This is a genomic window from Humiphilus diazotrophicus (assembly GCF_059726315.1).
The window spans coordinates 790,247-814,104 of sequence record NZ_AP040871.1; the positions used below are offsets into that span (position 1 = coordinate 790,247).

Genomic DNA, 23,858 nt, shown 5'->3' on the forward strand with positions numbered 1-23,858 from the left:
GATGTGTTAAAGAAATGAGGCTTCCTCCATTTCTTAATCTGCATCAATATTTCTCAAAATTACGGGGAGTGGCTATTATCAGACGAGGGTGGCCGCTCCTTTTGTTTTCTCCAGCCCAAACAATATTGGCGTTTCTTTGGGCGTCGTTGAGCCTGTTGTCTCGCCCAAACGGTACTTCTTTCTGCCGTATCCTTGCCTGACCATCATCCCTGTTAGTTCATAGGCCCTAGCGTGTAGCTCGACAAAGTAGAAGTCGAATTCCACCCCTTATTGGGATCGGGAGTGAATCACCGCATACAAATGTGTGAGGAGGGCTTAAAATCTTAGGTTCCCGGCAGACAGAATGAATTGGGATCTAAAACGAGTGCAGTTTTGAAATTGCAAAGAGACTACAGAAGGGAGACTCTATGAAAAAGCTGTTTCTTTTGTTGTTGCTTTCTCTTGCCACTTCTCCGCTATTTGCTCAGGGCGCTCCGCCGCAGGGTTCAGCTGATCGTCCTTATACGGTCGAGTATTACTACAAGGTCCAATGGGGACATCAACAAGAGTTCCTAGATCTATTTCTGAAGAATCATTACCCGCTGCTTCAGCGGATCGTGAAATCGGGCCGTATGCTCTCGATAAAGATCGAGACTCCAGCCAATCATATGACCGAAGACGCGCGATGGGACTACAGGGTGACAATTACCTTTCAGAATTCAACCCTGGCAACAACGGCAAATCCGGATGAAGAGAAGCTGATACATGAACTTTGGCCTGATCAAGCAACGTATAAACGTGAGGAGCAGCGCCGGTTTGAGATCCTGCTTGCCCATTGGGATCTTCCCGTAACGAATATCACTCCTTCCAGGTGAACTTGATTCGAGCCACATAAATCGGTTGGCATTGAGTTTTTTCTGGAAGAGGGCCTCTTCGCTGGCCATAGGCTGCATGCCTTACACGTGTGTGCAGCCAAAGGTCTTTAGTGCTTGCTGCTTAATGTCCAGGCCTATCAAGTACAGTTTGTGGCCGACGGAGTTTTGTTGATTCGTTCTGCAGTTTTTCTTGTTTTCCAATCTCCTTCTTCTCTGCAACACCTGGTTTCTTGTGTAAAGCCCACAATGTTCAGTGACAGTACTTGTTCAGCAATACTGCTTTCTGTTCACTTCTATAGTTGGAAATCTCAATGTTTCCCAAGCTCGAAGGTGCCAGCGCGAGATCTATTCGTCCCTGTTTATTCTCTTTAATCTTGGCAAGGAATTGCTTAAGTCCTCGCTGAACCAGCTTCTCGACAAGTGTTTTGGAGATTCCTAATAAGCTTGCGATATCCTCCTTGCTGTAGGTCTCGAAGACTCGCAAAATTAGTACTGATCTCCTGAGTGGGTTTAGTTCCCAGAGAGCTGGTAGGAGTGCATCCACGAGGTGGTTGGGCGTCGCCCGGATTGCCTCGTTTTGAATTAGCTCTTCATGTGCATCCGGAATGTATTCACGGATTTCTAGAGTCGTGAGATATTCGATGTCCTCGGCCAACTCTGCAATGGCAGCTTGGACGATGCACCTTCGCGCGAATCGATACGAATAGTGCTCGTCTGTTGGAAGGGAACAGGAGGCTAGGTCGACGGCACTTAATAAGCACGCCTCTGCACGTTCTATGGAGGCTGTCAAGGCGTAGGCCGGCAAGAACAATGAATCGACATGTGCATGAAACAGCTCACAGATTTCGGTGAATGATTGTTCTGGCATATCCATACCCCAGTTTAGGGGCGGTCTCCTGACACCGTTATGTCAGGAGACTGCAATTCTTTGAAGCTTGTTTTCTCCTGACATAACGGTGTCAGGAGGTGTTATTTACTCTGAGCTTCTGGGAAAACGAGTCAGAAGGTTTGGATGTTCGACAACCGGTGGATATAGTGTCGTGAATCTTCCACAAGACCATCCTGGAAATGAGACACTTGTGCGAGTCCAAACATTGACTTGTTTGTCAGAAAATCAAAACAGGAGCTTAGGATGACTACCAAAGATGTGGCCGATAAGCTGGTTGAACTGTGCAAAGAGGGCAAGTTTGAGGAAGCCTCAGAGGCACTCTATTCTCCCAATATTGTTAGCGTAGAGGCTGCAGCGCCTCCAGGAGGTTCTCGCGAAACCAAAGGTTTCGATGCTCTGAAGGAAAGAACCAAATGGTGGGTTGACAATCATGAAGTTCACTCTTGTGTGGTGGAAGGACCACTGGTTGCCGGGTCGCATTTTGCTGTGACTTTTAAATTGGATGTTACCTTCAAGCCTGAGAAGAAGCGGATCAGCATGGAAGAAGTGGCCATCTACAAAGTTGCTGATGGCAAAGTGGTTTACGAGGAATTCTTTTACAACGTTTAGTGATTGAAAAGACATCGGCACGAATATGCATAGGTATGCTGCCGGGGAAGACCAAACCGGTATGCATATGATGAAATAGCTCTTATGCGCCGGGCCGACCGTCTTTTCCAAATCGTTCAACACCTGAGAGCGCGGCGGCTTACCACTGCCGCGCAATTAGCCGAATCGCTTGAGGTCTCCGAGCGAACCATATACCGCGACGTTCGCGATCTTGTGCTGTCCGGTATTCCTGTCGAGGGGGAAGCGGGGGTTGGCTACCGCATTCATCCCAGTTTTGAACTGACACCTCTCATGTTCACTACGCACGAAATCGAGGCAGTAGTTACGGGGCTTCGAATGGTAGATGTCTTTACCAGTCCGGAGCTTCGCAAGGCAGCGGAGTCCGCTTTAAACAAAATTTCCTTGGCTCTACCTGACGAGCGGAAAAAGGATCTTGAGCGTTCGCGCCTGTTTGCTCCCAATGTCATACGAGACGATAAGCAGGGTGAGAGGTTTGATCAGATTCGTTATGCGATCGATGAACACCGGAAACTCCAAATTGTGTATCAAGATGGAGAAGCGGTTACGTCAGAAAGAATCGTGCGACCTCTCGGGTTGAACTTTTGGGGCCGCTGTTGGACGTTAGCCTCATGGTGTGATCTGCGCTCCGACTTTCGCAATTTCCGGTTGGATCGCATTCAATCTATCGAGGTTCTCAACTTGATCTTTTGTGACGAGCCGGGAAAAACACTCTCCGACTTTTTGCGCAAGGTGGAAGCCAGATAAGGTCACAATGTAGTAGTTGTTCATCTGGTATAGCTCGTTGGGTGTGGAATCTCCCGCTACTCTCAGGAGAGTAGCTCCCGAAGCTTGGATCGTGCTCTGTTTAGGCGTGACATAACTGTTCCAATGGGGCATTCCAGAATACCGGAGATCTCTTGATGTGAGAGGTGCTCGTATTCACGAAGCACAATGATCTCACGCAGGTCGATTGAGAGGCATAGAACTGCGCTTTGTATTTGCTCTGCCTCCAGTTTGTTTACATAAAAGATATGTGGATCGCTTAGCGCTTTAGTGTCCGCATCTATCAGTTCTTCATTGTTGTCAATGCCGATTCCGCACGACGGATAGGTTTTTGCGTCATCGCTGCCCGGCCATAGGGTGCTCTTGAGGTGAAGGAACCATTTTCCTTTAACAATAGAGCCGCATCAACTGTGCGGATTCAAGTGGTGCTGCAGGTCCTTAAAACTGCTTCATTGGTCACGATAATTCATTTTAAGTGGAAGGAGTTATCGTGACCATGCAGTGCGAAATGGAGGAGATTGAGAATTAAGAATATAAGTAGACGGGTACTCCTGCTTACGTTATATGCCCATCAGACGATAGGCACATAATTGAAGTGTGGCCTAGCTGGTTACACCATCCGCATAAGCTTACTCTGGCAGTTGTAGATCAGGTGTGCAACTCAATTCAAAACAGTAATTGATCTGGAATGAATTAACCGGCTCAGGTATATGGGTGATGAACTTTCGCTACCTGGATTGTTCATTGCGGATTTCGATGCGTGGCACGAAGAACATTTATGTACATCGCCCATCGACTTTTCAGATGTTAAGACATAATTCAGCCCCTGATTTTCCCAAGTAACAACATGTAGGGAATCTCGATCTTGGCTATACATTTTTATTCCATCCGACTCTGCCATTTTGCCTCGATGATGAGTGATTAAGTTTCCCGGTCCAACAAGCATGGTTACGGTCTGTCCTGAGAATCTGAAATCTAGCAGTGCAGCCTGTAGGTTGCCAACCGCAACAAGCCTGCCGCCGACTAGTTTGTACATTGCCCTCTGATCGGAGGCAATGCCATCATTTGCCATCCGAAAAGGAAAGGAAACTCTTTTCGCAAACCATTTAGTGACTTCTTCCGGTGAATCAGAGGTGATATCGAGGGGAAGAGAATTTTGTTCAACCATATGGTGCATGAGTATTGCCGATTCAATTATTGGATTGGGTTTGTTTGGTTCATATTGGAAGAGAGCTAATACTCCAATGAGGAGAACTGCGGCAACGGCAACTGTTCCGAAAACCCATGTACGCTTTCGGGGCTGAGAAGTGGAGACCAGGACGGGTCCGGAGGCTACTTGCTGGGAAGCCTGTATCCTCCTTAATACATTTGCTCGCAAGTGTTCAGGAGCCTTAATATCAGGGCGGCTATTGCGAATGCGCGCAGAGTAGGCTTTCAGCTCTTCAAATGCCTGCTGACATGCAATACAGGTCTTGAGGTGAGCAAGCATACTTTCAGCTTCTTCCTGGGTGAGTTCTCCATCCACGTAAAGCTGAATTCTCAAAAGATTGTCATCACAATTATGCATACTATTGCGGTTTCCCGTTCTGCGATGGTCTACTCTGCGTCAATAAAACTCGCAATCTGGATCGTGCACGGCCTAAGCGTGACATTACTGTACCTGCTGGACATTCGAGGACAGTGGCGATCTCCTGATAAGACAGTTCCTCAAATTCACGCAATATCAGGATTTCCCGAAAATCCGGTGGCAGCCTGTCAATCGCCTCTCTTACCTGTTTAGCATTCTCCTCATTCTCTAAAATTTCATATGCATTAGGCATATTGCCAATCAAGCTGTCTACAGGATGATTTTCATTCTCCCTGTCCGCCTCAATCAGTTGAGGTCCATTGCGTTGCCTTCTCAGCTCGTTAAGCCAAAGATTACGAAGTATGGTGAAGAGCCATGCCCGTACATTGCTGTCCTCCTTCAATCGTTCAAATGCTTCGATTGCTCGGACGTAGGTCTCCTGTACCAGGTCTTCAGCTTCAATCGGGTTGCGAGTAAGGGCCATGGCGTAGCGGTACAAACTGTCGATGTGTTCCAGCCCGAAGGCTGATTGGGATGCTATTGTCTCGGGAGTTAACATCTCCCTTTTATTTTCTATCCTAAAGAGAGAATTGTAAAAGCTAGAGGATACTCTAATTTACGCGCCATATGCAGTAAACGTCATGTCTCGCTGCGAAATTTGTCATACCTTAATTTTGACGAAGGATATCGCGCTGATTACTAGTGTGCTAATAGTGCTATCGGGCGACCGGAAGAAGAATTTTGTGTTGCTCATTAGCATTTTCAACTCCTCGATCATTGTCCAATTCTGGAGCGTATCGAGTATTTCCTGCTTAGGCATGCTCTCATCAATGGAGGTAAAGCGCAGCGTTTCCGACCAAACCGCCAAATTTTGTGCTTCTCGTATACACATAAACACAAAAGGGGCGGGAATATTCCCAACACAAGAAAGCGAAATCTCAAAAATTTCTCTAAATTGCGGCCGTTGATTTTGCAATGTCTGATTCTGTAGTCCTATGCGAATAGCTTTCGAGGGCTTGCTGTAGCTTCGCAAGTCTTTCATAGGAAAGAAGATGTCGCTGGATCGCGACCCCTCCGAATCTTTTCTCGATTGGGATGCATCTATTAGCACCACGGTGGGTACTTAGGTTATGCAGCAGAATATTTTGAATCTCAGTGATGAAACAAAGGGTGTCACCCCCAATGGAAGCCAGCTGTTAGATGCGGTTGTGGGCAGAGAGCTTCGGGATGATCAGCTACTGGATGCCTATTCGCATGCGGTGACTACGGCGGTAGAGAAGGTCAGTACTTCTGTTGTAAAGATTGATGTCCGCAACGAGAGCTCGGGCGGTGGTTCAGGATCGGGTTTTGTCTTTACTCCCGATGGGTTGATTCTGACCAATAGCCATGTTGTTCAGGGTGCAAAAGAGATAGCCCTTACTTTTCTTGATGGAAATAAGGTTATGGCCGCTTTGGTCGGTAGAGATCAACATACGGACATTGCGGTCTTGCGAGCAGACCTTCCACATGCCTCTTCCGTAGAGCTTGGTAGCTCCAAAAATTTGCGAGTTGGGCAGATTGCGATTGCTGTCGGCAATCCCTTCGGCTTTCAATTCTCCGTCACCGCAGGTGTAGTAAGTGCCTTAGGCCGTAGCATGCGCGCTGCTTCGGGACGGATGATGGAAGAGATCCTTCAGACTGATGCTGCACTGAATCCAGGGAATTCCGGGGGACCACTTGTTGATTCCCAGGGGCGAGTTATTGGCGTGAATACTGCCACCATTCTAGGTGCACAGGGTCTGTGTTTTGCTGTGGGAATCGATACTGCAAAGTACGTGGCTAGTCAGATTCTTCAATATGGAAGGGTACTCAGAAGTTGGATAGGAATTGCAGCACAGAACGTTCCTATTCTTCGTAAATTGGTCTATGCCTATCATCTGCCTGCATCTTCGGGTGTGATGGCTACCAGCGTCGATCCAAATGGACCGGCAGCCAAGGCGGGTTTGCGCGCCGGCGATATTATCCTGAGTTTTGCAGGGGAAGTGGTGAGTGGGATAGATGAACTGCATCGGCTTCTTTCCTCCGAACGGGTAGCGAGATCGGCAAGCCTATTGGTCCTGCGCGGTTCTTCTCTGCAAGATTTGACCATCACACCGGAAGCGGCACCCGCCGAATAGCTATTTTCGGATAGCGATCCACTCTTGTTTGCGGGTCCTATCCGAAATAGTTCTCCCAAATCCTCATCATTCGATGAAGGCCTCGTTTTGTCTCGTAGCTGTTTGAGACCCCAAGTTGCGAACGCTTTTGCTTGTTGGCGGCTATCTCTTAAGGAGACGCACGCGAGAGAGGCCGTTATTTCTTGACACCTTCTTTCCCGCTTTGTGACTTGATTTTGAACAAACTTGATGGAACTCAAAGAGCGTTCTAAGCTTCTCAGCAGGGAAGAATGGGGTCATCACTGATCAAATGAGGAAGAAAAGGGTACAGGCTGCCGCTAAAAGAGTCATAACGATGCGGGATGTTGCAAGACACGCTGGGGTTTCTGTTGCTACGGTCTCCCGAGCGCTGGATGGTTCTTCTCTTGTTACCGAAGAGACAACCCAGATGGTGCAGCGAATTGCCGAAGAGCTGGGGTTTGTACCTAATATTTCGGCACGCACACTCAAGTATGGACAGAGCCACGCTATCGGTGTGATTGTTTCCGATCTAGGGAATCCGTTTTTTTCTGAATTCTTAAGAGATTTTGAGGCTCTTTCGTCTACTAACGGTCAAGTCGTCCTACTGGCAAATGCCGAACCTATAAGCGGTGGGGCGCAGCATTCGGTTCGCCAGATGCTTATGCGACGTGTAGATGGGGTGCTGGTGATGCCGTCGATCGATGAGCTGGAACCGTATCAGTTACTAACCATCCGCAAGGTGCCTGCAGTTGCGATCGATAGCCGGAGAGTAGGACCCTGTTTCAGTGACGTGAGCATGATGCACGAGGATGGAATGTTGCAAGCCGTCGCCTACCTGAAAGAACTAGGACACAAGCGGATAGGATTTATTGCCGGCTCAGAGGGGCTTTTTATTTCGAATCTTCGTTTGGAGGCCTTTCGGAATGCGCTCAGGACACATCTGATTTCGGTGCGGGAAGAGTATGTCCATCCCGGCAACTACCGTGTAGACGGTGGTGATCGTGCCATGCGTTCTCTTATGGCTCTTAAGGAACCTCCGACCGCCGTGATTGCGATTAATGATCTCACAGCGTTTGGAGCACTACGGGCAACTCGAGCTCTTTCCATCTCCGTTCCGGGAGAGGTTTCCGTAATCGGATTCGACGGCATTGAATTCGACGAGGTTATTGGTCCATCGTTGACCACCATCAGCATTCCGAGAAAGGTTCTTGCTAAAACCTGCTACACAGCTCTCACGGAGCTCAGGTGTTCAACCTCCAAAGGTGGAAAGCAATTTTGGGTACCAGTTGAATTGACCCAGAGAGATTCATCTGGTCCTGTTCGTGCCCGCCAGCGCAAAGGATTGCGTAATACATAAATGAACTGTTTATCTGCGAATTGTGCCAACCCCCAAAAGTCAGGTTCTGCAGATATCCATTGAATTAAGCGTTGACAACCTTCAATCCCCAGGTTTAACGTTGTGCGGTCGAATGTAATCCGATTCATTTTGTTTTGAATTGATAGAGATCGTGTTCTCATGGCGAGAGCTGTAGTCGTGGCATTCAAAAATGTAACCGGATTCATTTGGAGATGAAGAGATATAACAACCTTTTCTCCAAAAGCTCCAGAGCATGATATCCGCGAGCCTTAGGCGAGCAATGTCGAACAGCGTATCTGTAGCATTTGGGACGAGTGCTATTGGCCGGCTTCTTTCTGAATTTGAAGGGCGCATTATGTTTTAAGCAAGTGTTGGATGTTAGTGAAAGAATCCTATCCACATAAACACCATATGGAGAAATCTGAACCATAACAGTCGTCAGGAGATTACCGTTTTGAAGGAAAATCTACAAAAGCCGAGTATTTTGTTCATCGCTGCTCAGCTCGTGAACTTTCGTATTCTAATCGTAGTTTTGCTAGTAGTGGGCGCCGGTAGTTTGCTTGGCCACACCCAGACACCTAGCACTGCGATTCAGTTTGATCCTGCAACGAAGGTATTCCGGATCGACGCTGCTGAAACGACATATGTTTTCGGTATCAATGAAAGTGGTCAGATGCAGACGCTTTATTGGGGCAGGCACTTGTCGCCAAGAGACCACTTTGCAACGGCAAAAGCTATGCCCGGCGCCGCATCATTCGATGCTCCTGTTACGACCACACCTCAGGAATTTGTGGCTTGGGGTGGCGGGTTGTTTGTCGAACCAGATCTCAAGATCACTTTCCCTGATGGAAATAGAGATGTGGTATTGAAGTATGTGTCCCATGAAATTAGCGATGGAACACTTGCAATAACGATGAAGGATATATCTCTCAATGTCTATGTCAAGTTGTTGTATCGAAGTGATCCGGAAACAGGGATCTTAAGTCGCTCTGCTGTGATAGAGAATAAGACTGGATCTCCTTTCACAATTGAGCAAGTGGCTTCAGGAACATGGAACCTGCCAAGAGGAACCAATTATCGCTTGCGTTATTTGTCCGGTCGCTGGGCAGGAGAGTGGAATCTTCAGGAACAGCCGGTGAAACCTGGGAAGACTTTGCTTGAAAGCAGACGTGGCACGACCGGAGCACAGAATAACCCGTGGTTTGCAATTGATAACAACATCAGCCAAGACCAGGATGAAGGAGACGTATGGTTTGGAGCCCTGGGATGGAGCGGGTCATGGCAGATAGCTATAGAGCAGGACATGCTCCAGCATGTACGGGTAACTGGCGGACCGAATGCCTTTGATTTTGGATATCTGCTGAAAAGTGGCGAGACATTCACGACTCCCCCGTTCTATGGCGGTTATTCTGTGCATGGAATCGGCGGAGCATCTCGTCTTATGCATCGATTCGAACTAGATTCTTTATTGCCCAATCACCCTACGTCGAAGTTGCGGCCTGTGCTCTATAACTCGTGGGAAGCAACTGGTTTCGATGTAAATGAAGCAGGGCAAATGGCGTTGGCAGAGAAAGCCGCTAGGATTGGCGTCGAGCGTTTTGTGATGGACGATGGGTGGTTTGGACAAAGGAAGAATGATCACGCGGGTCTCGGCGACTGGTATGTCAATCCAGAAAAGTTCCCACATGGGCTAAAACCTCTGATTGATAGAGTTCATGAACTCGGAATGGACTTCGGCTTATGGGTCGAACCAGAGATGGTAAATCCTGACAGCGATCTCTACCGTCGGCATCCTGACTGGGTGCTTAACTTTCTGAATCGTCCCAGGACAGAGGCGCGTAATCAATTGGTTTTGAATCTGGCCCGACCGGATGTTCGTGCCTATGTGTTTGGGTTCCTGGACAAACTCTTATCTGAAAATCAAATCGCATTTCTCAAATGGGATTACAACCGGAATTGGTCCGAACCTGGATGGTCTGGTGTTCCCACAGAGGAGGAGAAGAAAGTTTACGTGGACTTCATCCGTTCGTTCTACTCGATATTATCTGAGCTGCGTCAGAAGCATCCCAACGTCGAAATCGAGTCTTGTTCCGGAGGGGGAAGTCGAGTAGATCTGGGTGTATTACAGTATGCTGACGAGGTCTGGCCTTCGGACAATACCGATGGATATGACCGTCTCCTCATTCAAAATGGCTTCAGCTATGCTTACACTCCAGGAATCATGATGGCGTGGGTTACGGATTCTCCGACGTGGGTAAACCATCGTACGCTTTCTCTTGAATATCGTTTCCTTTCATCAATGCAAGGTTCGCTTGGTATAGGTGCCAATTTGAACAATTGGAGCCTTGAAGATTTTTCCAAAGCGAAGGATATGGTATCGCGCTACAAAACAATTCGAGAAACTGTGCAACGGGGAGAGTTGTATCGCTTGATAACACCCGAGCAAAATAGGGAGCAGTCGGTAACCGAATCTGTAGCTCGTGATGGGAAACAGGCAGTCACCTTTGCTTTCCTTCATTCGAGTCAGGAGAATTATCCTTTTCCACGTATATTCCTTCGTGGCTTGAACGAAAATGCAATGTATCGTGCGAGTGCTCTCTGTGGCAAGCTCGCGCCGGAGACACCCACCGAAGCGAGTGGTTCGTTCTGGATGCACCACGGTGTCGATGTGGATCTTATTGGGGATTTTCAAGCCATGGCGTTTACACTTACGAAAACTGAGTAATCGGAAATTTCGATAATGTAGAAGATGAGATTCTTGCATTAGTGGCTCACAATCCGGAGACCTGGGGGATATAAGAAAGTGATGAAGGAAGATTGTTCTGCTTCTGTGATGGGCCGGATTAAGTTGATCGGAGTTCGCGGTTGTGCAACGAGATTAGCGATATTAGCTGTGTCTTGCGGTGTGCTTCATTGGGAAATGCCGGTATTGGGGCAACGTGTTGTTCCCCACAGAGACTCTCAGCCCATTGCTCTATATAAGCGTGCCAATGCTCCAATAGAGCTTCGGATCAAAGATCTGCTCAAGCGTATGACCTTGGAGGAAAAGGTTCGTCAGCTGGATATGTATAGTGGAGCCACGAGCCTGGTTGATCGTAATACGGACGATACTCATGCGGCGAAAGACGCAAAATTTGTACCTTCCACCGCTGAGACATTGTGGGGCAATCTGGGTGTCGGTTCCGTGCACGATCTAAATCCCACTCCAGAACAGTCGAATGCAATCCAAAGCTGGGTAATGTCACACTCCAGACTGGGGATCCCCACGTTATTCATTGAAGAAGGATTGCATGGCTTCGACAACGGAACAGTTTTTCCTGCTCCTCTAAATTTGGCTGCTACCTGGGATCTTTCACTTGCAGAGAAGACGGGTGCGGCGATTGCCGCAGAAGCTCGTGCCACTGGCGTCGACTTTATCCTTGCTCCGGTACTGGATCTCGCACGCGAGCCGCGATGGGGACGTGTGGAGGAGAACTTTGGCGAGGACCCCTATCTGAGCGGCCAGATGGGGCTCTCCTTTGTGCGCGGAGCCCAGGGAAATAGCCTGAATACCGACCACACCGTAGTTACAGAACCGAAGCACTTTGCAGCTCATGGCTCTCCAGAGAGCGGGACCAATACCTCTCCTGTACATATTGGAGAGCGGGAACTGCGGAGTATCATGTTGAAATCATTTGAGCCTGCATTCCTGGAAGGGCACGCCATGGGCACGATGGCGGCATACCACGAAATTGATGGGGTTCCGATGACTGCCAACGCATATCTGTTGAAAAGCATTTTGCGGAAGGAGTGGGGATTTAAGGGGATAGTACTTTCCGATCTTGGTGCCATTCGTCGTCTGTACGGGCTACATCGGGTGGCTGGATCGCCTGAAGCCGCTTCCTGCCTTGCTATTCGGTCTGGAGTGGATATGCAGTTTTATGATTTTCCTCACGACGTTTTTCAAAAGGCTCTTATCGATTGCAGCCGGAATGGAAGTTTGCCACAAGCAGATCTGGATCGAGCCGTCAGCAGTGTATTGCGTGTGAAGTTTGCGCTTGGTCTTTTTGATCACCCGCTAGTCGATCCTTCTCTGGTTCGTACAGTTTATCGTTCACAAGAGCACCTCGATGTATCACTGCAGTCGGCAAGAGAATCCATGACGTTACTGAAAAACGAAGATGGAATTCTTCCACTTTCAAAATCCGTGCAGCACATCGCGGTGATCGGGCCGAATGCAAACATGGCGCGCTATGGAGACTATGAAAACGAAAAAAATGGAAACCACCTTAGTATTCTCGACGGAATCAAGGAGGTTGTTCCACATGCTCAACTAGATTTCAATACTGGCATGGATATCGATGGCGCGGTACGTATAGCGAAGACAGCAGATATCGTCGTTCTCGGAATGGGAGAATGGCAAGGCATCTCTGGAGAAGCTTTCGATAGAACCTCCCTGGATTTACCCGGAAATCAAGAGCAATTGCTAGAGGCTGTAGTCGCTACAGGGAAGCCTGTGGTGCTGGTGTTAGAGAATGGCCGACCTTTAACAATTGGATGGGCCAGTCAGCATGTCAAAGCTATTCTTGAGGCTTGGTATCCAGGAGAATTCGGTGGCCGTGCCATTGCCGAGACGCTATTCGGTGATAATAATCCCGCAGGCCGCCTAACAGTAACATTTCCGAAGAGTATCGGGCAGTTGCCGGTGTTTTACAATACAGATCCTTCCAAGGTTTACGATTCGGAGCTGACGAAGCTTAAGTCTTATGTCGATAATGACGGGAAGCCGCTTTTCCCCTTTGGCTTTGGCTTGAGCTATACGACATTTGAGTATAGCGGGCTGAGGGTGAACTCCCCTGCTGCCGGAACAAAAGAGGATGTTCTTGTTACCTTTGTTGTAAAGAATACTGGGAAGTACGAGGGAGATGAAGTCTCACAGGTCTATCTCCGTCAAGATGTTAGTAGTGTCGAAACTCCGGTTAGGTCACTCAAGGCGTTCACGCGTATCCATCTCAAATCGGGTGAAAATAGAACCGTTAGTTTACACGTTCCTCAAAGTAGATTGGCCATCTGGGGCTTGGATAGGAAGTGGATAGTGGAATCTGGGAAATACACCGTTTGGGTAGGAGGGTCTTCGGCAGCTTCAGTTACTACAAGTTTTGATTTGAAAGACTAATTATCGATCTCTCTCGTCCTCCTTGGCTTCATAGTCATTTTTTGTGGACTGTGAAGCCGAGGAGCTTTTCTAGATCGTTGTGAACTTGCGCATAGAATGAACTTTTCTCAGTTATTCCGCTTTTCTAGTTCTTGATTTACAGAGCAAAGTGCTTCTTCCCAGGTGGGAAGTTGAACCCCGAACATGCGAAAAAGTTTGGCATTGCTCAATATAGAGTTCTTGGGGCGACTAGGACCTGCAGTGTAATTTTCTGAGCTGATAGCTTCTATCTCCGCCAGAGTTTTGCCTGTACTTTTCTTGTAGGACTCCAGTATGGCTTTTGTAAAGCCATACCAAGTCGTTGTTCCAGAACATGTCATGTGATAAAGACCAGCCCAAGTTGAAGCTGGGCCAAGGTCTCCTGAACAAACTTTATCCAAGATGGATCGTGTTGCTTTGGCCAATGCCTCAGCCGAGGTGGGCGCGCCATACTGGTCATTGACAACGGTAAGTCTATCTCGCTCTTCTGCGAGCTTCCGCATGGTCAGCAAGAAGTTGTTACCGTGGGGACTGAAGACCCAGCTGGTCCGAAAAATGAGATATTTATTCCCTTCGTTTGCGACCGCACGTTCTCCCGCAAGCTTAGTCTTTCCATAGACATTCAGAGGCGCTGGTTCATCTGTTTCAACCCAGGGTCCAGATTTCGAGCCGTCGAAGACATAGTCTGTTGAATAGTGAACAAATAGGGCATCCAGCTTCTTGGCTTCTTCTGCAAGGATCCGGGGAGCGGTTCCGTTGATGGCCATGGCCAGATCTGGCTCTTTTTCCGCCTGATTGACAGCTGTGTATGCTGCCGCATTCAGTATGATTTTAGGCTGCACCTGTCGAACGAGCTGACGAATCGAGTCTTCGCTGGTGAAGTCAACGCGATCGCGGTCATAGGCCTCCAGATCGGGGCAATCCCCAAAGGAGCGCTGAAATTCGGTGCCAAGCTGTCCGCCACTGCCGAGAATGAGGATCTTTCCAAAGTCCATTTATGCAAACACCTCAGCTTCGTGCAGCCGTTTCCCTTCGGTATCTTTGGGAGAAACAATAGCTTCTTCTGGAGTTACCGGCCATTGAATTGCCAGATCAGGATCGCTCCAGAGAATTGTTCGTTCTCCTTTGGGCGAATAATAATCGGTAACTTTGTAAGTGAATCCCGCTTCTTCCGTCAATGCAACAAAGCCGTGCCCAAAGCCAGCAGGAATCCATAACATTCTGGCATTGTCTTTCGACAGTTCTACACTGATATGTTTGCCAAAAGTAGAGGAGCTTTTTCTAAGGTCGACAGCAACATCCAAAACTTTTCCATGAACGACCCGAATGAGCTTTCCTTGAGGTTGAGTAATCTGATAATGAATCCCCCGAACCACATTTTTCTTAGAGATGGAAAAATTATCCTGGCACCAGCGGGTGGGTAGGCCCATTTGTTCCATCTCTCGCTCATTGTAAGTTTCCATAAATGCACCGCGATCATCTTTATAGAGCGTTGGCTCAATGATGAGCACTTCTGTTAGCTCAGTAGGAATTACCTTCATCATCAACTAAACGTCTTTCTCTGTAGATAGTGGTTCGGATAGGAGCGTCAGCAAGTATTGGCCATATCCACTCTTGCAAACTGGCTGTGCAAGCTGCTCCAAGTGCTCGCGAGTGATATATCCCAAGCGATACACAATTTCTTCCGGACACGCGATTTTCAAACCTTGACGTCGTTCAATGGTTTGAATGAAAAGCCCTGCTTCTATAAGAGAATCGTGCGTGCCGGTATCTAGCCAAGCCATACCGCGGCCCATAAGCTCGACTTCCAAGGCTCCGCGCTGCAGATAGCATCGATTGACATCTGTGATTTCCAGCTCTCCGCGGGGTGAAGGCTTGAGCGACTCAGCTATAGCTATAACATCGTTGTCGTAGTAATAGAGTCCAGTGACAGCATATCGAGACTTGGGCTTCTGCGGTTTCTCTTCAAGACTTATGGCCCGCCCTTTGTCATCGAACGCAACGATCCCATAGCGTTCTGGATCCTGTACCGGATAAGCAAAAACCGTAGCTCCGGATGCTTTGGATGCGGCTCGCTGAAGGCGACGCGATAGATTCTGTCCGTAGAAGATGTTGTCGCCTAATACGAGAGCACATGAATCTGAACCAATAAACTCCTTCCCAATCCGAAAGGCTTGGGCTAGTCCATCTGGGCTTGGTTGTACAGCGTATTGGAAATTTACTCCCCACTGATGGCCATCGCCTAATAGTTGAGCGAATCTTGGTGTATCTTGAGGGGTCGAGATTATTAGAATGTCCCGAATTCCGGAGAGCAAAAGAGTGCTCAACGGATAATAAATCATCGGCTTGTCATAAATTGGCAATAACTGCTTAGAAATAACATTTGTTGCCGGATAGAGACGGGTGCCGGAGCCACCTGCGAGGATGATCCCTTTCATTTGGCCAACCTTTCCGCATAGTTCTGTTCAATCCACTGCTGATAAGCTCCAGAGCGGACATTTTCAACCCAAGCGAGGTTGTTCAGATACCATTCCACCGTTTTGCGGATTCCGCTTTCAAACTTCTCTTTTGGCTGCCAATGCAGTTCTGTACGGAGCTTTGTCGCGTCGATGGCATAACGACGGTCATGTCCCGGTCGATCTTTAACAAAGGTAATTAGATTACGACGCGGACCACTGGAAAGCTCTGGCTGGAGTTCATCAAGGATGTCACAGACTGTAGTTACCACATCTATATTCTTGCGCTCACTTGAGCCCCCAACATTGTACGTTTCGCCCGGTCTCCCTGACTCGAGCACCGTACAGATGGCGTCACAGTGATCTCCTACATACAGCCAATCACGGACATTTTGTCCATCTCCGTATACAGGAAGCGGTTTGCCTTCAAGTGCATTCAGAATGATCAGAGGAATGAGCTTTTCAGGAAACTGATACGGTCCATAGTTGTTGGAACAGTTGGTTGTCAACACTTTCATACCATAGGTATGAAAGTAGGCTCTTACCAAGTGATCCGAAGCCGCCTTAGAAGCTGCATATGGGCTATTGGGCGCATATGGGGTGGTTTCGCAAAAAGCCGGATCTTCCGGTTTCAGTGATCCATAGACTTCGTCTGTCGAAACATGGAGAAAACGAAAATTCTCACGATCAGAAGGCGAGAGTTCCGCCCAGTAAAGTCTTGTTTGTTCCAGAAGATTGAAGGTGCCAACGATATTTGTCTCAACGAAGGCCGCTGGTCCGGTAATTGATCGATCAACGTGACTTTCAGCTGCGAAGTGGAGCACCGCCCTCGGCTCTACTTCGCGAAGTAACGAAGCGATAGCTGAAGGATCGCAGATATCGGTACGGACAAATACATGAAGGGAGTTGCCCTCGAGGCTTGCCAGATTTGCGCGATTTCCGGCATAGGTAAGCTTATCTACAGTGACAACTTGCGTATCGCGTTTGGCCATCCAGTTCAAGACGAAGTTGGAGCCAATGAATCCAGCTCCTCCGGTTACTATGATCTTGTTTTGCATTCCTACAAGTTGCTCCATTTAATTCATTAGGCCTACCACGCAGGCGTGAACAGCTTGAAAATTCTTAAGCTGCTTAAGCTTCCAAAGCTTATCTGCTTCTAGCCAGCTAGAACGAATCCAGAAGGGTAAGCAGGAATTTACCTGCGATTAGAGGCCTCAAGGAAACGAACATTATCACTCTATCGAATTCTATACAACCTGTTCCGGATCCCAGCTCCATGCGATAAACTTTCGAGTTTTATTGAGACACTCAGGTTGAATTTTCGCTTCTATTATACAGATTCCAAATAAGTTGAGTCGGAACTGCTATTCGGAGGTGGTGTGATTCAGGGCCAGGATGTGAATATTTCAATGCAGAAATCGGACTGTAAAAGGGCCTGGCAGACAGACTTGCTGAAAACGTTTCACAATGCTCCCTCCTTTTGATATTTGGGGGATTATTTATTAAAGAAGAGTAATTTTTCCAGGGACCGCGACAGAAATACATTGTTTTGACTACGAATCGGATTGCATTGCTCCCCTTTGAAAATACTGTTTCCTAAATACCGTTTGTAAACCTCGAGCCCATTCCGCTGCAATTTAGAGCTATACGAAATGGGCCGTGGAGAGCATGCAAAGTAGCGCCTAGGACATTTCCCCTAGCCCTTTACTGAGGGCCGTAGGAGTGGCATCGACGTAACTGCTTCTTTCACATCTTTGTTTTCGCTAAAGAGCTGAATCAGAGCATGGGTCACCTGCTCATCCGTTTCAGCCGCCTGTTTAATTAGAACAGGGAATCGAGCCCATAATTGGAGTGCTCCGCTATCGAACTGTAGACGGGATTCGACCTTTGGTAGCCGAATGGATGTGTGCATCCACTGCTCGATGCTCTTTTGTTGCTGTTCGATTCGTTCCCGATATTGGCCATAAACAGAATCCAGTATTTGTATGATGGACTCGGAAGCAAACTTAAAATTGCCGGTTTCGGAAAGTTTAACTGTGAGTTCATGCCAAGCATACTCCGTCCCGGGAAGTTGCTTGTAAAGTGGCGAACCAGCCTGAAATAGAACGGCATTCGAGAATACCGCCACTCGTCCTGTAGGATTCAGATCGGTTCCTGTTCCGGCCAATTCCATCAGATAAAAGCGTACTAATCCGACTTCGATGACATCGCCGGTGACACCTGCAATAGTGATGCGGTCTCCGATTTTGATGCCATATCGTCCAATGATGAAAAAGTAAGCAGCTACTGATAAAAGTATTGTCTGTAAACCGACAGCGACACCAGCCGTAATGAATCCAGCAAAAGTTGCTAGTGAATTGAATTGTGTAATGAAGCCGAAAACAAGAACGATTGAAGAAAGTACTCCAACGACCGCTCTGCGCAGAACAATCAATTGCCGGCGACGCCGAGGGTCGCGAATGTATCTGTTCGTAGCTCGCGTCCAGAGGAAGCCCATGCCGGAAATAAAGGTGAGAGCAATAGCGATAGCCAGGAGTCGCAGAAGGAGTGCCTTTAGGAGTCCCTTGTATTCGCGATCGACGGCGGCGCGCCATGCTGTGAGATTTGCCTGATTCTGTTCGAGAACAATAATCTCTTGTGCTAAGGGAATGCTGGCTGAGCTTACAGCTTTGAATGCTGTGGTAATGGCCTTTATGTTTTCTGCATCAGTCTTTTTATCATTAATCCCCGGGGACTCTGCGTCCCGGCTTGGAGATGGAGTCGGCGTTGATGAGGTCTGAGGCGAACTGGCGATTGCAGAGGTTGTGCTAACTGACGGGCTCTCTGCATGAGTCCCCGAACAATACTGGTAATCGGAGTGCGAAGATCTTGGGCCTGTTGGTGAAGTGAATTGTTATCACGAATTAGGTCGTCGAGCGAGTGGCGGGTTCCGCGAAGTTGGAAGAGCACAATGGTCTGACTGGTAACACCGGCAGAGCGAACTTGATCGAGAGAAGACACTTGTTCAGTGATCGGAGCAGTTTTGCTGTCTAGCTGTGGAACTGAGCGCTTTAAAGTTGCTATATCTGAGGCAAATCCTGTGGAACCTCGAGCGTCAGAAATGTCGAGGATTTTTTGTAATGCATCTTTGGCGGCAACGTTTAGGTCGAGTGTGGCTTTGAGCTCTTCTTGTTGTTCCTTGAGTGCTGCTTCGTCTTTTGGTCGCGCGGAGAGAAGCTTCTTCTCTATCGTTTGAATCTGAGCTTTGAGTTCTGACTGACGCTGTTCATTCCGTTCTATGAGAGAGCGGAATTTTTGCTGCTCGGCGGGGGCTTCCGGATTAGTAGCATTTCCCTTGTGGTTCTGGTAAGCAGTCATCAGGTCAGCTTCAGCTTTTGCCGACTGGAATGCGAGTTCCGTAGCTCGTGAGGTCAGGGTTACAGCCTGGTTACGGTAAACAACATCGTTTGGTTCACCAACTGCCTGGACCGGTCCCGATGTCGCCCGATAGAGGCGTATGACAGCATTAAGATGTTTGACAATTTCCTTACTTCGAATCTCAAAATCGATGGGTTTCTGCGGTTGCTGGGAAAACGAATACTGATTACCAATGAAAAGGCCTACAAGGATAGTTCCCGCGATTCCACATATAACGCTTGTTCGACCTATCCAACTTGTCTTTGTGGTGCAATTGAGTTCTTTCTCTGCCGACATAATCTTTCATTACCCATGAAGCAAGACACTGGGATGTCGTTTACCTCGGATGGCATTCGACAGGGATGCGAGTCAATATTTTCTATATCAACTGTTGTCGCTGTGAGGCCCGGTTCTTCCATGTGTCTGCTGCAAATTTCTACTTCTCAACACACCCTTTGAGCCAATTCAGTAAGAATAAAATGTTTCAAGATCCGATCATTTAGCCAAGAAGGTGTCAAGATCGGTATGGTGCTCTTTCGTTATTGCTGTCGTCCGAAACTGAGCTATTTTTGATTATATTCTGTTTGGAAGAAGAGCTCAGCTCTGATCGCACCACAGAGCTGAACAGCCTCAATTCTTATTGGCAGCCGGAGACTCAATCCGGTGCTTTAGAGCGAACAAATAGGTCAGGGCAGGAAATGCAGATTCGGTTGCAATTTCAGCAAAACAACACCATGAGACTGCACTCTGGCTATAATCATATCCTCTGCGGAAGGAAGATCTCGGTGTTCCCAGAGATCACGGACTTCTACACTGTCGAGAAGGCCCAGTTCTCTCAGGAGAATATTAGCGGAGAGCTCCGATTCCCCTTTATTGAAGAAGGCAACTGCAGTGCTTCCCCCTGTCAAAGGTTTGGCCCAAACTTCAAGTGGGCCGTCTGCAAGAATTCGATGTCCTTGAACACCGTAGGGATCTTGATCGATGGCGATGACCTCGCGATTCGTAAGAACACTACGGGTTTTTTCTGACATTCTTGCCAAATCATTACCTGCGATCAGAGGTGCCGATAGCATGCACCAAAGACTCATGTGCGACTTATTTTCTTCAAAAGAGAGATCTCTGTTCCCAACCTCCAGCATGTCCGGGTCGTTCCAATGTTCGGGTCCTGCAAATCGTTCAAGTCCTGCTTGCCCGAATCCGATGGCATAAATACTTTCGACATACGGGGCAATATCTCCCGTTGTACGCCACAGTTGAGCACCGGTTGTAGGTCCCCATTTCCAAATTTCGTGCATACCATAGTTACTAAGGCTATAGACAATGGGGCGGCCGGTGGCCCTTAAGGCTAAACCCATTCGTCTAAAGATCTCAGGCTGTTGAGGGTATGGATATACGGTTTTTGCGCTACACCAGTCGTACTTAAGAAAGTCGACTCCCCATTCTGCAAAGGTTTTGGCATCGATCTCTTCATGCTGATAGCTGCCTTCCTGTTTTGCACATGTTTGGGGACCGGGAGAGGAATAGATTCCAAACTTCAGTCCTTTTGAGTGCACATAATCGGCAAGTTTCTTCATGTCGGGAAACTTGCTATTGGGAAATAGCTTACCTTCAGCATTCCTGCCACCCTGCCAGCAATCATCGATCACAATGTAGCGGAAACCAGCTTCACGCATTCCATTGTTTGCCATCGCGTCTACCTGAGCCCGGATATCTGTCTCAGTAATATTGCAGCCAAAATGATTCCAGCTATTCCAGCCCATTGGTGGTGTAGGTGCTAACGGGGTTCGCTGGAGCTCTCCGGCAATTAAAGAGGATGAAGACGTGATGAGCAGAAAACAGAGCCACCGCATCAGATACTTCTGCAATATTCTTCCGGCGATCTCTAGCCAGGAGAATTTCGTGTCTCTGGGGTTATCAAACTTGAGCATAGATCGGAGACGATGATGAATGAAAAAATGGGGACAACTCCAATGGCGTCTGTGATCATTTTCATCGTTAATTTACATAGTCTCTCTAGAGTTTTCCTCGCGGGATGGGTCGCTGTTTGATGGAATTGACAGGTCTGCTATTTATGTCAATTTGTCATCACCTTTTCACAATGCACTTGTCCCTTTCTTGATCTTCTCAATCGTCTTCAGTTCATACCGAACAGATATCAGCGGGAAAGAGTGCAATGGACGCGGATAGTCATGTAGATGCAATTCCGGGAAATTATTCCGAGCAATATGTGGAGGCTCGGGCCCGAGCAGATGGCGTCGAAGAGTATGTGATTGCGCTCTTTGAAAAGCATCGAGCCTCAGTATTCAGGCATGTAGCGATGATTTTGACAAGTGCCGCAGAGAGCGAGGACGTGACACAGGAGGCTTTTCTTCGACTGCATCTGGCCCTTATGGAGAAGAAGAGGATCGAGGATATGAAAGCGTGGATCTTCAAAGTTGCACATAACCTTGCTCTGGACCGTATACGAACAGCAAAGGCAGTAAATTCTCTTTCTGAAGAAGCTGTTTTAGCGAAGGCCGAAGCAAGTACGGGGCATAAGATTCCGAACCCCGAGCAGGAGCTGTTAAGTAAAGAACGTTTCGAACATCTCCATAATGCCATTCTTCAGCTTTCTAGCCGGCAAAGAGAGTGCCTCAGCCTAAAGGCCGAAGGATTTCGATATCAGGAGATTGCCGAGATTCTCGGTATCGGTCGTGCTTCGGTTATTGAGAACGTTCGTCGTGCAATGTCTCGTCTAGTAAAGGAACTTCAATTCTGATGTATGAACTCCGGTTGTTCCATTTCCGTCACCCGTCGGATACGGCTCTTGTCCAATATCTAGACCAGGAGCTTTCAGACGAGCAAGCGATCAGAATATCTTCTCATCTGGAAGACTGCCTCTCCTGTCAGAGTCGAGTGGACGAATATCGGCTATGCGGTTTGCGTTTTCAACAGTATCGGGAAATGATGCTCAACCGTCTCGGGGATCCTCCTCAAGAGTTTCGGAACTTTGGTCAATTGCTTGCTGCCCAGAGGCGAGAGCTGATATGCAACCACAAAAGCAGATATCAAGGTATTCTTGATCAATTTAGAAATTGTCTAGGTGGGATCAGGTCAACACCTATTCAGAGCGCTTTGGCTGTAACTGTGATGGTAGGAACTATTATGGTTGCCGTCTGTTGCCTACTATTTCGCGGTGGAGAAACTGTTTCTGCCAAGGAGGCTTTGCATCAAGCAGAGATGGCAGATAGCCGCTTACTAAGTTCTGTCACCAATCCGGTGGTGCACCAACGAATTGCGATCCATATTCAGGGAAAAACATCTGAGTGGGAAATATGGAGAGCAGCAAAGGCCAAGAAGACACATGCACAATGGGGGGCTACGGCCAGCTCTAGACAAGAACTTGAAAGGATCTATCAAACTAATCATCTGGATGTAGAGCAACCTCTTTCCGCGCGAGGTTTTAATAGCTGGCGTGCTTCTCTCTCTCAGAGAAACGAGCATGTCAACATTAATACCAAAGAGCAGTTGCTCCAGATATCTACTAAAAACGAACAGGCCTTTCCGGGACAGATTAAGGAGATGGACCTCATTGTTCGCCAAGAGGATTGGCACCCTGTCAGCGAAATAATCCGTGTTCAAGGAAGTACGGGAAGCAATATTGAATACAGCTTGCAAGAGATGAGTTACGCCGTACTGCCGATGGATCAAGTTCCTGCTGCGATCTTGGCGTCGATAGGTGCTATTCCTGCGACTCCGGGTACTCTGTTCTCTTCACAGTTTTCGCTTCATGCCGCATATCCCAGCAGGCCCAGTGAGCTACAACTGCTAAAGAGTGAGGTTGAGCTCAGCGAAGCTCTTCATCGGCTAGGGGCTGATACTCAAGAGGCTCCTTTAATCCACCGTAAAGAGAATCAGATTCAAGTCGAACTATGGACGGAGGACAAACATCGACGAGACGCAATAGAAGAAGCCACGAAGTGTATTCCTTATGTCACTATGGCAATACCAGAAGCAGAACACACGCTCAATTCAGAACAGACGAAATCTCTTCTGGCATCTGCACCCCACGCTTCCTACTTGACTACACCTCCTCTTGTTAAGGAGCTTTGGAAATACTCTGGAGGGGTTGAAGAGGCAAATAACCATATTGCTGCCATAAGCGACACAGAGAGAGTGCTATTTGCCGAAGTGGCTGCGCTCAACAGGCTTTCGCGGGAATACCCCGAAGAGAAATGGAAACACCTATCTCCACAGCTACAGGAAAGCTTGAATAGCATAGTCTTTGATCACGTAAATGCTATTCAAAGAGAATCTAAAAACTACTTCGCCCTACTCTCTCCAGTACTGGATGCGATGCTTGCAGAGCAGAGAATAAGTTCTCCCACTGAGGCTCATCGCCATGACTGCTTCTCTTGGAGAGTGGCGGCCAATCAAATCCAGGAAGATTTACCCCAGTTACAGCTTGCTTTCCGACGGTCTTTTATCGAAGACCATGTCGAGAGTGCAATGGTGAACCTTTCTGCTGAACAACTATTGAAACAGTCGAGCACTCTTCGGATACGAGTTCAATCAGAGCTGAGAACGCTCTGTGATTCTTCCGTACACAATTCAAGCCATACAACGGAAAAGGATTAAC

At 47.9% G+C, this 23,858-nt stretch carries 20 protein-coding genes and 1 pseudogene; 10 read left to right on the forward strand and 11 right to left on the reverse strand.

The window, feature by feature from the left end; all coding sequences use genetic code 11:
• Nucleotides 1-407 precede the first annotated feature (407 nt).
• Complete coding sequence (locus AC6I7T_RS32935; protein WP_497794968.1) at nucleotides 408-854, forward strand: hypothetical protein; 447 nt, start codon at nucleotides 408-410, stop codon at nucleotides 852-854.
• A 250-nt stretch (nucleotides 855-1,104) separates the two neighbouring features.
• Here AC6I7T_RS32935 and AC6I7T_RS32940 read toward each other — a convergent pair whose 3' ends face one another.
• Nucleotides 1,105-1,722: an RNA polymerase sigma factor gene (locus AC6I7T_RS32940; RefSeq protein WP_497794969.1), complete on the reverse strand. Its 618-nt coding sequence runs from the start codon at nucleotides 1,720-1,722 to the stop codon at nucleotides 1,105-1,107.
• A gap of 264 nt (nucleotides 1,723-1,986) precedes the next feature.
• Here AC6I7T_RS32940 and AC6I7T_RS32945 point away from each other — a divergent pair, with 264 nt between their 5' ends.
• Nucleotides 1,987-2,352 carry a SnoaL-like domain-containing protein gene (locus AC6I7T_RS32945; RefSeq protein ID WP_497794971.1) on the forward strand — a complete coding sequence of 122 codons (366 nt, stop codon included), beginning with the start codon at nucleotides 1,987-1,989 and terminating at the stop codon, nucleotides 2,350-2,352.
• Nucleotides 2,353-2,436: 84 nt separating this feature from the next.
• The gene (locus AC6I7T_RS32950) at nucleotides 2,437-3,117 is read left to right on the forward strand and encodes a helix-turn-helix transcriptional regulator (RefSeq protein ID WP_497794972.1); all 681 of its coding nucleotides are present in this window, start codon (nucleotides 2,437-2,439) and stop codon (nucleotides 3,115-3,117) included.
• Nucleotides 3,118-3,179: 62 nt separating this feature from the next.
• Here AC6I7T_RS32950 and AC6I7T_RS32955 read toward each other — a convergent pair whose 3' ends face one another.
• The 3 genes from AC6I7T_RS32955 to AC6I7T_RS32965 form a co-directional block, all read right to left on the reverse strand.
• The gene (locus AC6I7T_RS32955) at nucleotides 3,180-3,530 is read right to left on the reverse strand and encodes a sigma-70 family RNA polymerase sigma factor (RefSeq protein WP_497795558.1); all 351 of its coding nucleotides are present in this window, start codon (nucleotides 3,528-3,530) and stop codon (nucleotides 3,180-3,182) included.
• A gap of 266 nt (nucleotides 3,531-3,796) precedes the next feature.
• Complete coding sequence (locus tag AC6I7T_RS32960) at nucleotides 3,797-4,702, reverse strand: anti-sigma factor family protein (protein ID WP_497794974.1); 906 nt, start codon at nucleotides 4,700-4,702, stop codon at nucleotides 3,797-3,799.
• A gap of 1 nt (nucleotide 4,703) precedes the next feature.
• Nucleotides 4,704-5,261 (reverse strand): sigma-70 family RNA polymerase sigma factor, encoded by a 558-nt coding sequence (locus AC6I7T_RS32965; protein WP_497794975.1) that lies wholly within the window; start codon nucleotides 5,259-5,261, stop codon nucleotides 4,704-4,706.
• 571 nt (nucleotides 5,262-5,832) lie between these two features.
• Between AC6I7T_RS32965 and AC6I7T_RS32970 the strand changes: the two genes are divergently transcribed.
• The 4 genes from AC6I7T_RS32970 (at nucleotide 5,833) to AC6I7T_RS32985 (ending at nucleotide 13,370) form a co-directional block, all read left to right on the forward strand.
• Nucleotides 5,833-6,858, forward strand: coding sequence for a S1C family serine protease (locus tag AC6I7T_RS32970; protein WP_497794977.1), 1,026 nt, complete (start codon nucleotides 5,833-5,835; stop codon nucleotides 6,856-6,858).
• Nucleotides 6,859-7,147: 289 nt separating this feature from the next.
• Nucleotides 7,148-8,215 carry a LacI family DNA-binding transcriptional regulator gene (locus AC6I7T_RS32975; protein ID WP_497794978.1) on the forward strand — a complete coding sequence of 356 codons (1,068 nt, stop codon included), beginning with the start codon at nucleotides 7,148-7,150 and terminating at the stop codon, nucleotides 8,213-8,215.
• A gap of 556 nt (nucleotides 8,216-8,771) precedes the next feature.
• The gene (locus AC6I7T_RS32980; protein ID WP_497795559.1) at nucleotides 8,772-10,940 is read left to right on the forward strand and encodes an alpha-galactosidase; all 2,169 of its coding nucleotides are present in this window, start codon (nucleotides 8,772-8,774) and stop codon (nucleotides 10,938-10,940) included.
• Nucleotides 10,941-11,021: 81 nt separating this feature from the next.
• Complete coding sequence (locus AC6I7T_RS32985; protein WP_497795560.1) at nucleotides 11,022-13,370, forward strand: glycoside hydrolase family 3 N-terminal domain-containing protein; 2,349 nt, start codon at nucleotides 11,022-11,024, stop codon at nucleotides 13,368-13,370.
• A gap of 107 nt (nucleotides 13,371-13,477) precedes the next feature.
• Here AC6I7T_RS32985 and rfbD read toward each other — a convergent pair whose 3' ends face one another.
• From rfbD to AC6I7T_RS33020, 7 genes are all read right to left on the reverse strand, one after another.
• On the reverse strand, nucleotides 13,478-14,383 hold the full coding sequence (rfbD, locus tag AC6I7T_RS32990) for a dTDP-4-dehydrorhamnose reductase (protein WP_497794980.1): 906 nt from the start codon (nucleotides 14,381-14,383) through the stop codon (nucleotides 13,478-13,480).
• The gene (rfbC, locus tag AC6I7T_RS32995; RefSeq protein ID WP_497794981.1) at nucleotides 14,384-14,932 is read right to left on the reverse strand and encodes a dTDP-4-dehydrorhamnose 3,5-epimerase; all 549 of its coding nucleotides are present in this window, start codon (nucleotides 14,930-14,932) and stop codon (nucleotides 14,384-14,386) included. It abuts the gene before it with no gap.
• Between the two features lie 3 nt (nucleotides 14,933-14,935).
• The gene (gene rfbA / locus AC6I7T_RS33000) at nucleotides 14,936-15,826 is read right to left on the reverse strand and encodes a glucose-1-phosphate thymidylyltransferase RfbA (RefSeq protein WP_497794983.1); all 891 of its coding nucleotides are present in this window, start codon (nucleotides 15,824-15,826) and stop codon (nucleotides 14,936-14,938) included.
• Nucleotides 15,823-16,902, reverse strand: coding sequence for a dTDP-glucose 4,6-dehydratase (gene rfbB / locus AC6I7T_RS33005; protein WP_497794984.1), 1,080 nt, complete (start codon nucleotides 16,900-16,902; stop codon nucleotides 15,823-15,825). The genes rfbA and rfbB overlap by 4 nt, the downstream gene beginning before the upstream one ends.
• A gap of 638 nt (nucleotides 16,903-17,540) precedes the next feature.
• Complete coding sequence (locus AC6I7T_RS33010; RefSeq protein WP_497794986.1) at nucleotides 17,541-18,278, reverse strand: mechanosensitive ion channel domain-containing protein; 738 nt, start codon at nucleotides 18,276-18,278, stop codon at nucleotides 17,541-17,543.
• Nucleotides 18,279-18,535: 257 nt separating this feature from the next.
• A complete protein-coding gene (locus AC6I7T_RS33015; RefSeq protein ID WP_497794987.1) occupies nucleotides 18,536-19,537 on the reverse strand; it encodes a hypothetical protein in 1,002 nt (333 codons plus the stop codon).
• Nucleotides 19,538-19,926: 389 nt separating this feature from the next.
• On the reverse strand, nucleotides 19,927-21,090 hold the full coding sequence (locus tag AC6I7T_RS33020; RefSeq protein ID WP_497794988.1) for a glycoside hydrolase family 27 protein: 1,164 nt from the start codon (nucleotides 21,088-21,090) through the stop codon (nucleotides 19,927-19,929).
• Between the two features lie 323 nt (nucleotides 21,091-21,413).
• On the opposite strand from AC6I7T_RS33020, the gene AC6I7T_RS33025 reads away from it, so the two are divergent.
• The 3 genes and pseudogenes from AC6I7T_RS33025 (at nucleotide 21,414) to AC6I7T_RS33035 (ending at nucleotide 23,857) form a co-directional block, all read left to right on the forward strand.
• Nucleotides 21,414-21,998, forward strand: coding sequence for an RNA polymerase sigma factor (locus AC6I7T_RS33025; RefSeq protein ID WP_497794989.1), 585 nt, complete (start codon nucleotides 21,414-21,416; stop codon nucleotides 21,996-21,998).
• Nucleotides 21,998-22,117 (forward strand): annotated as a pseudogene (locus AC6I7T_RS33030) (zf-HC2 domain-containing protein); the annotation flags it as partial. The gene AC6I7T_RS33025 and the pseudogene AC6I7T_RS33030, both read left to right, overlap by 1 nt.
• A 267-nt stretch (nucleotides 22,118-22,384) precedes the next feature.
• On the forward strand, nucleotides 22,385-23,857 hold the full coding sequence (locus AC6I7T_RS33035; protein ID WP_497795564.1) for a hypothetical protein: 1,473 nt from the start codon (nucleotides 22,385-22,387) through the stop codon (nucleotides 23,855-23,857).
• Nucleotide 23,858: the final 1 nt, after the last annotated feature.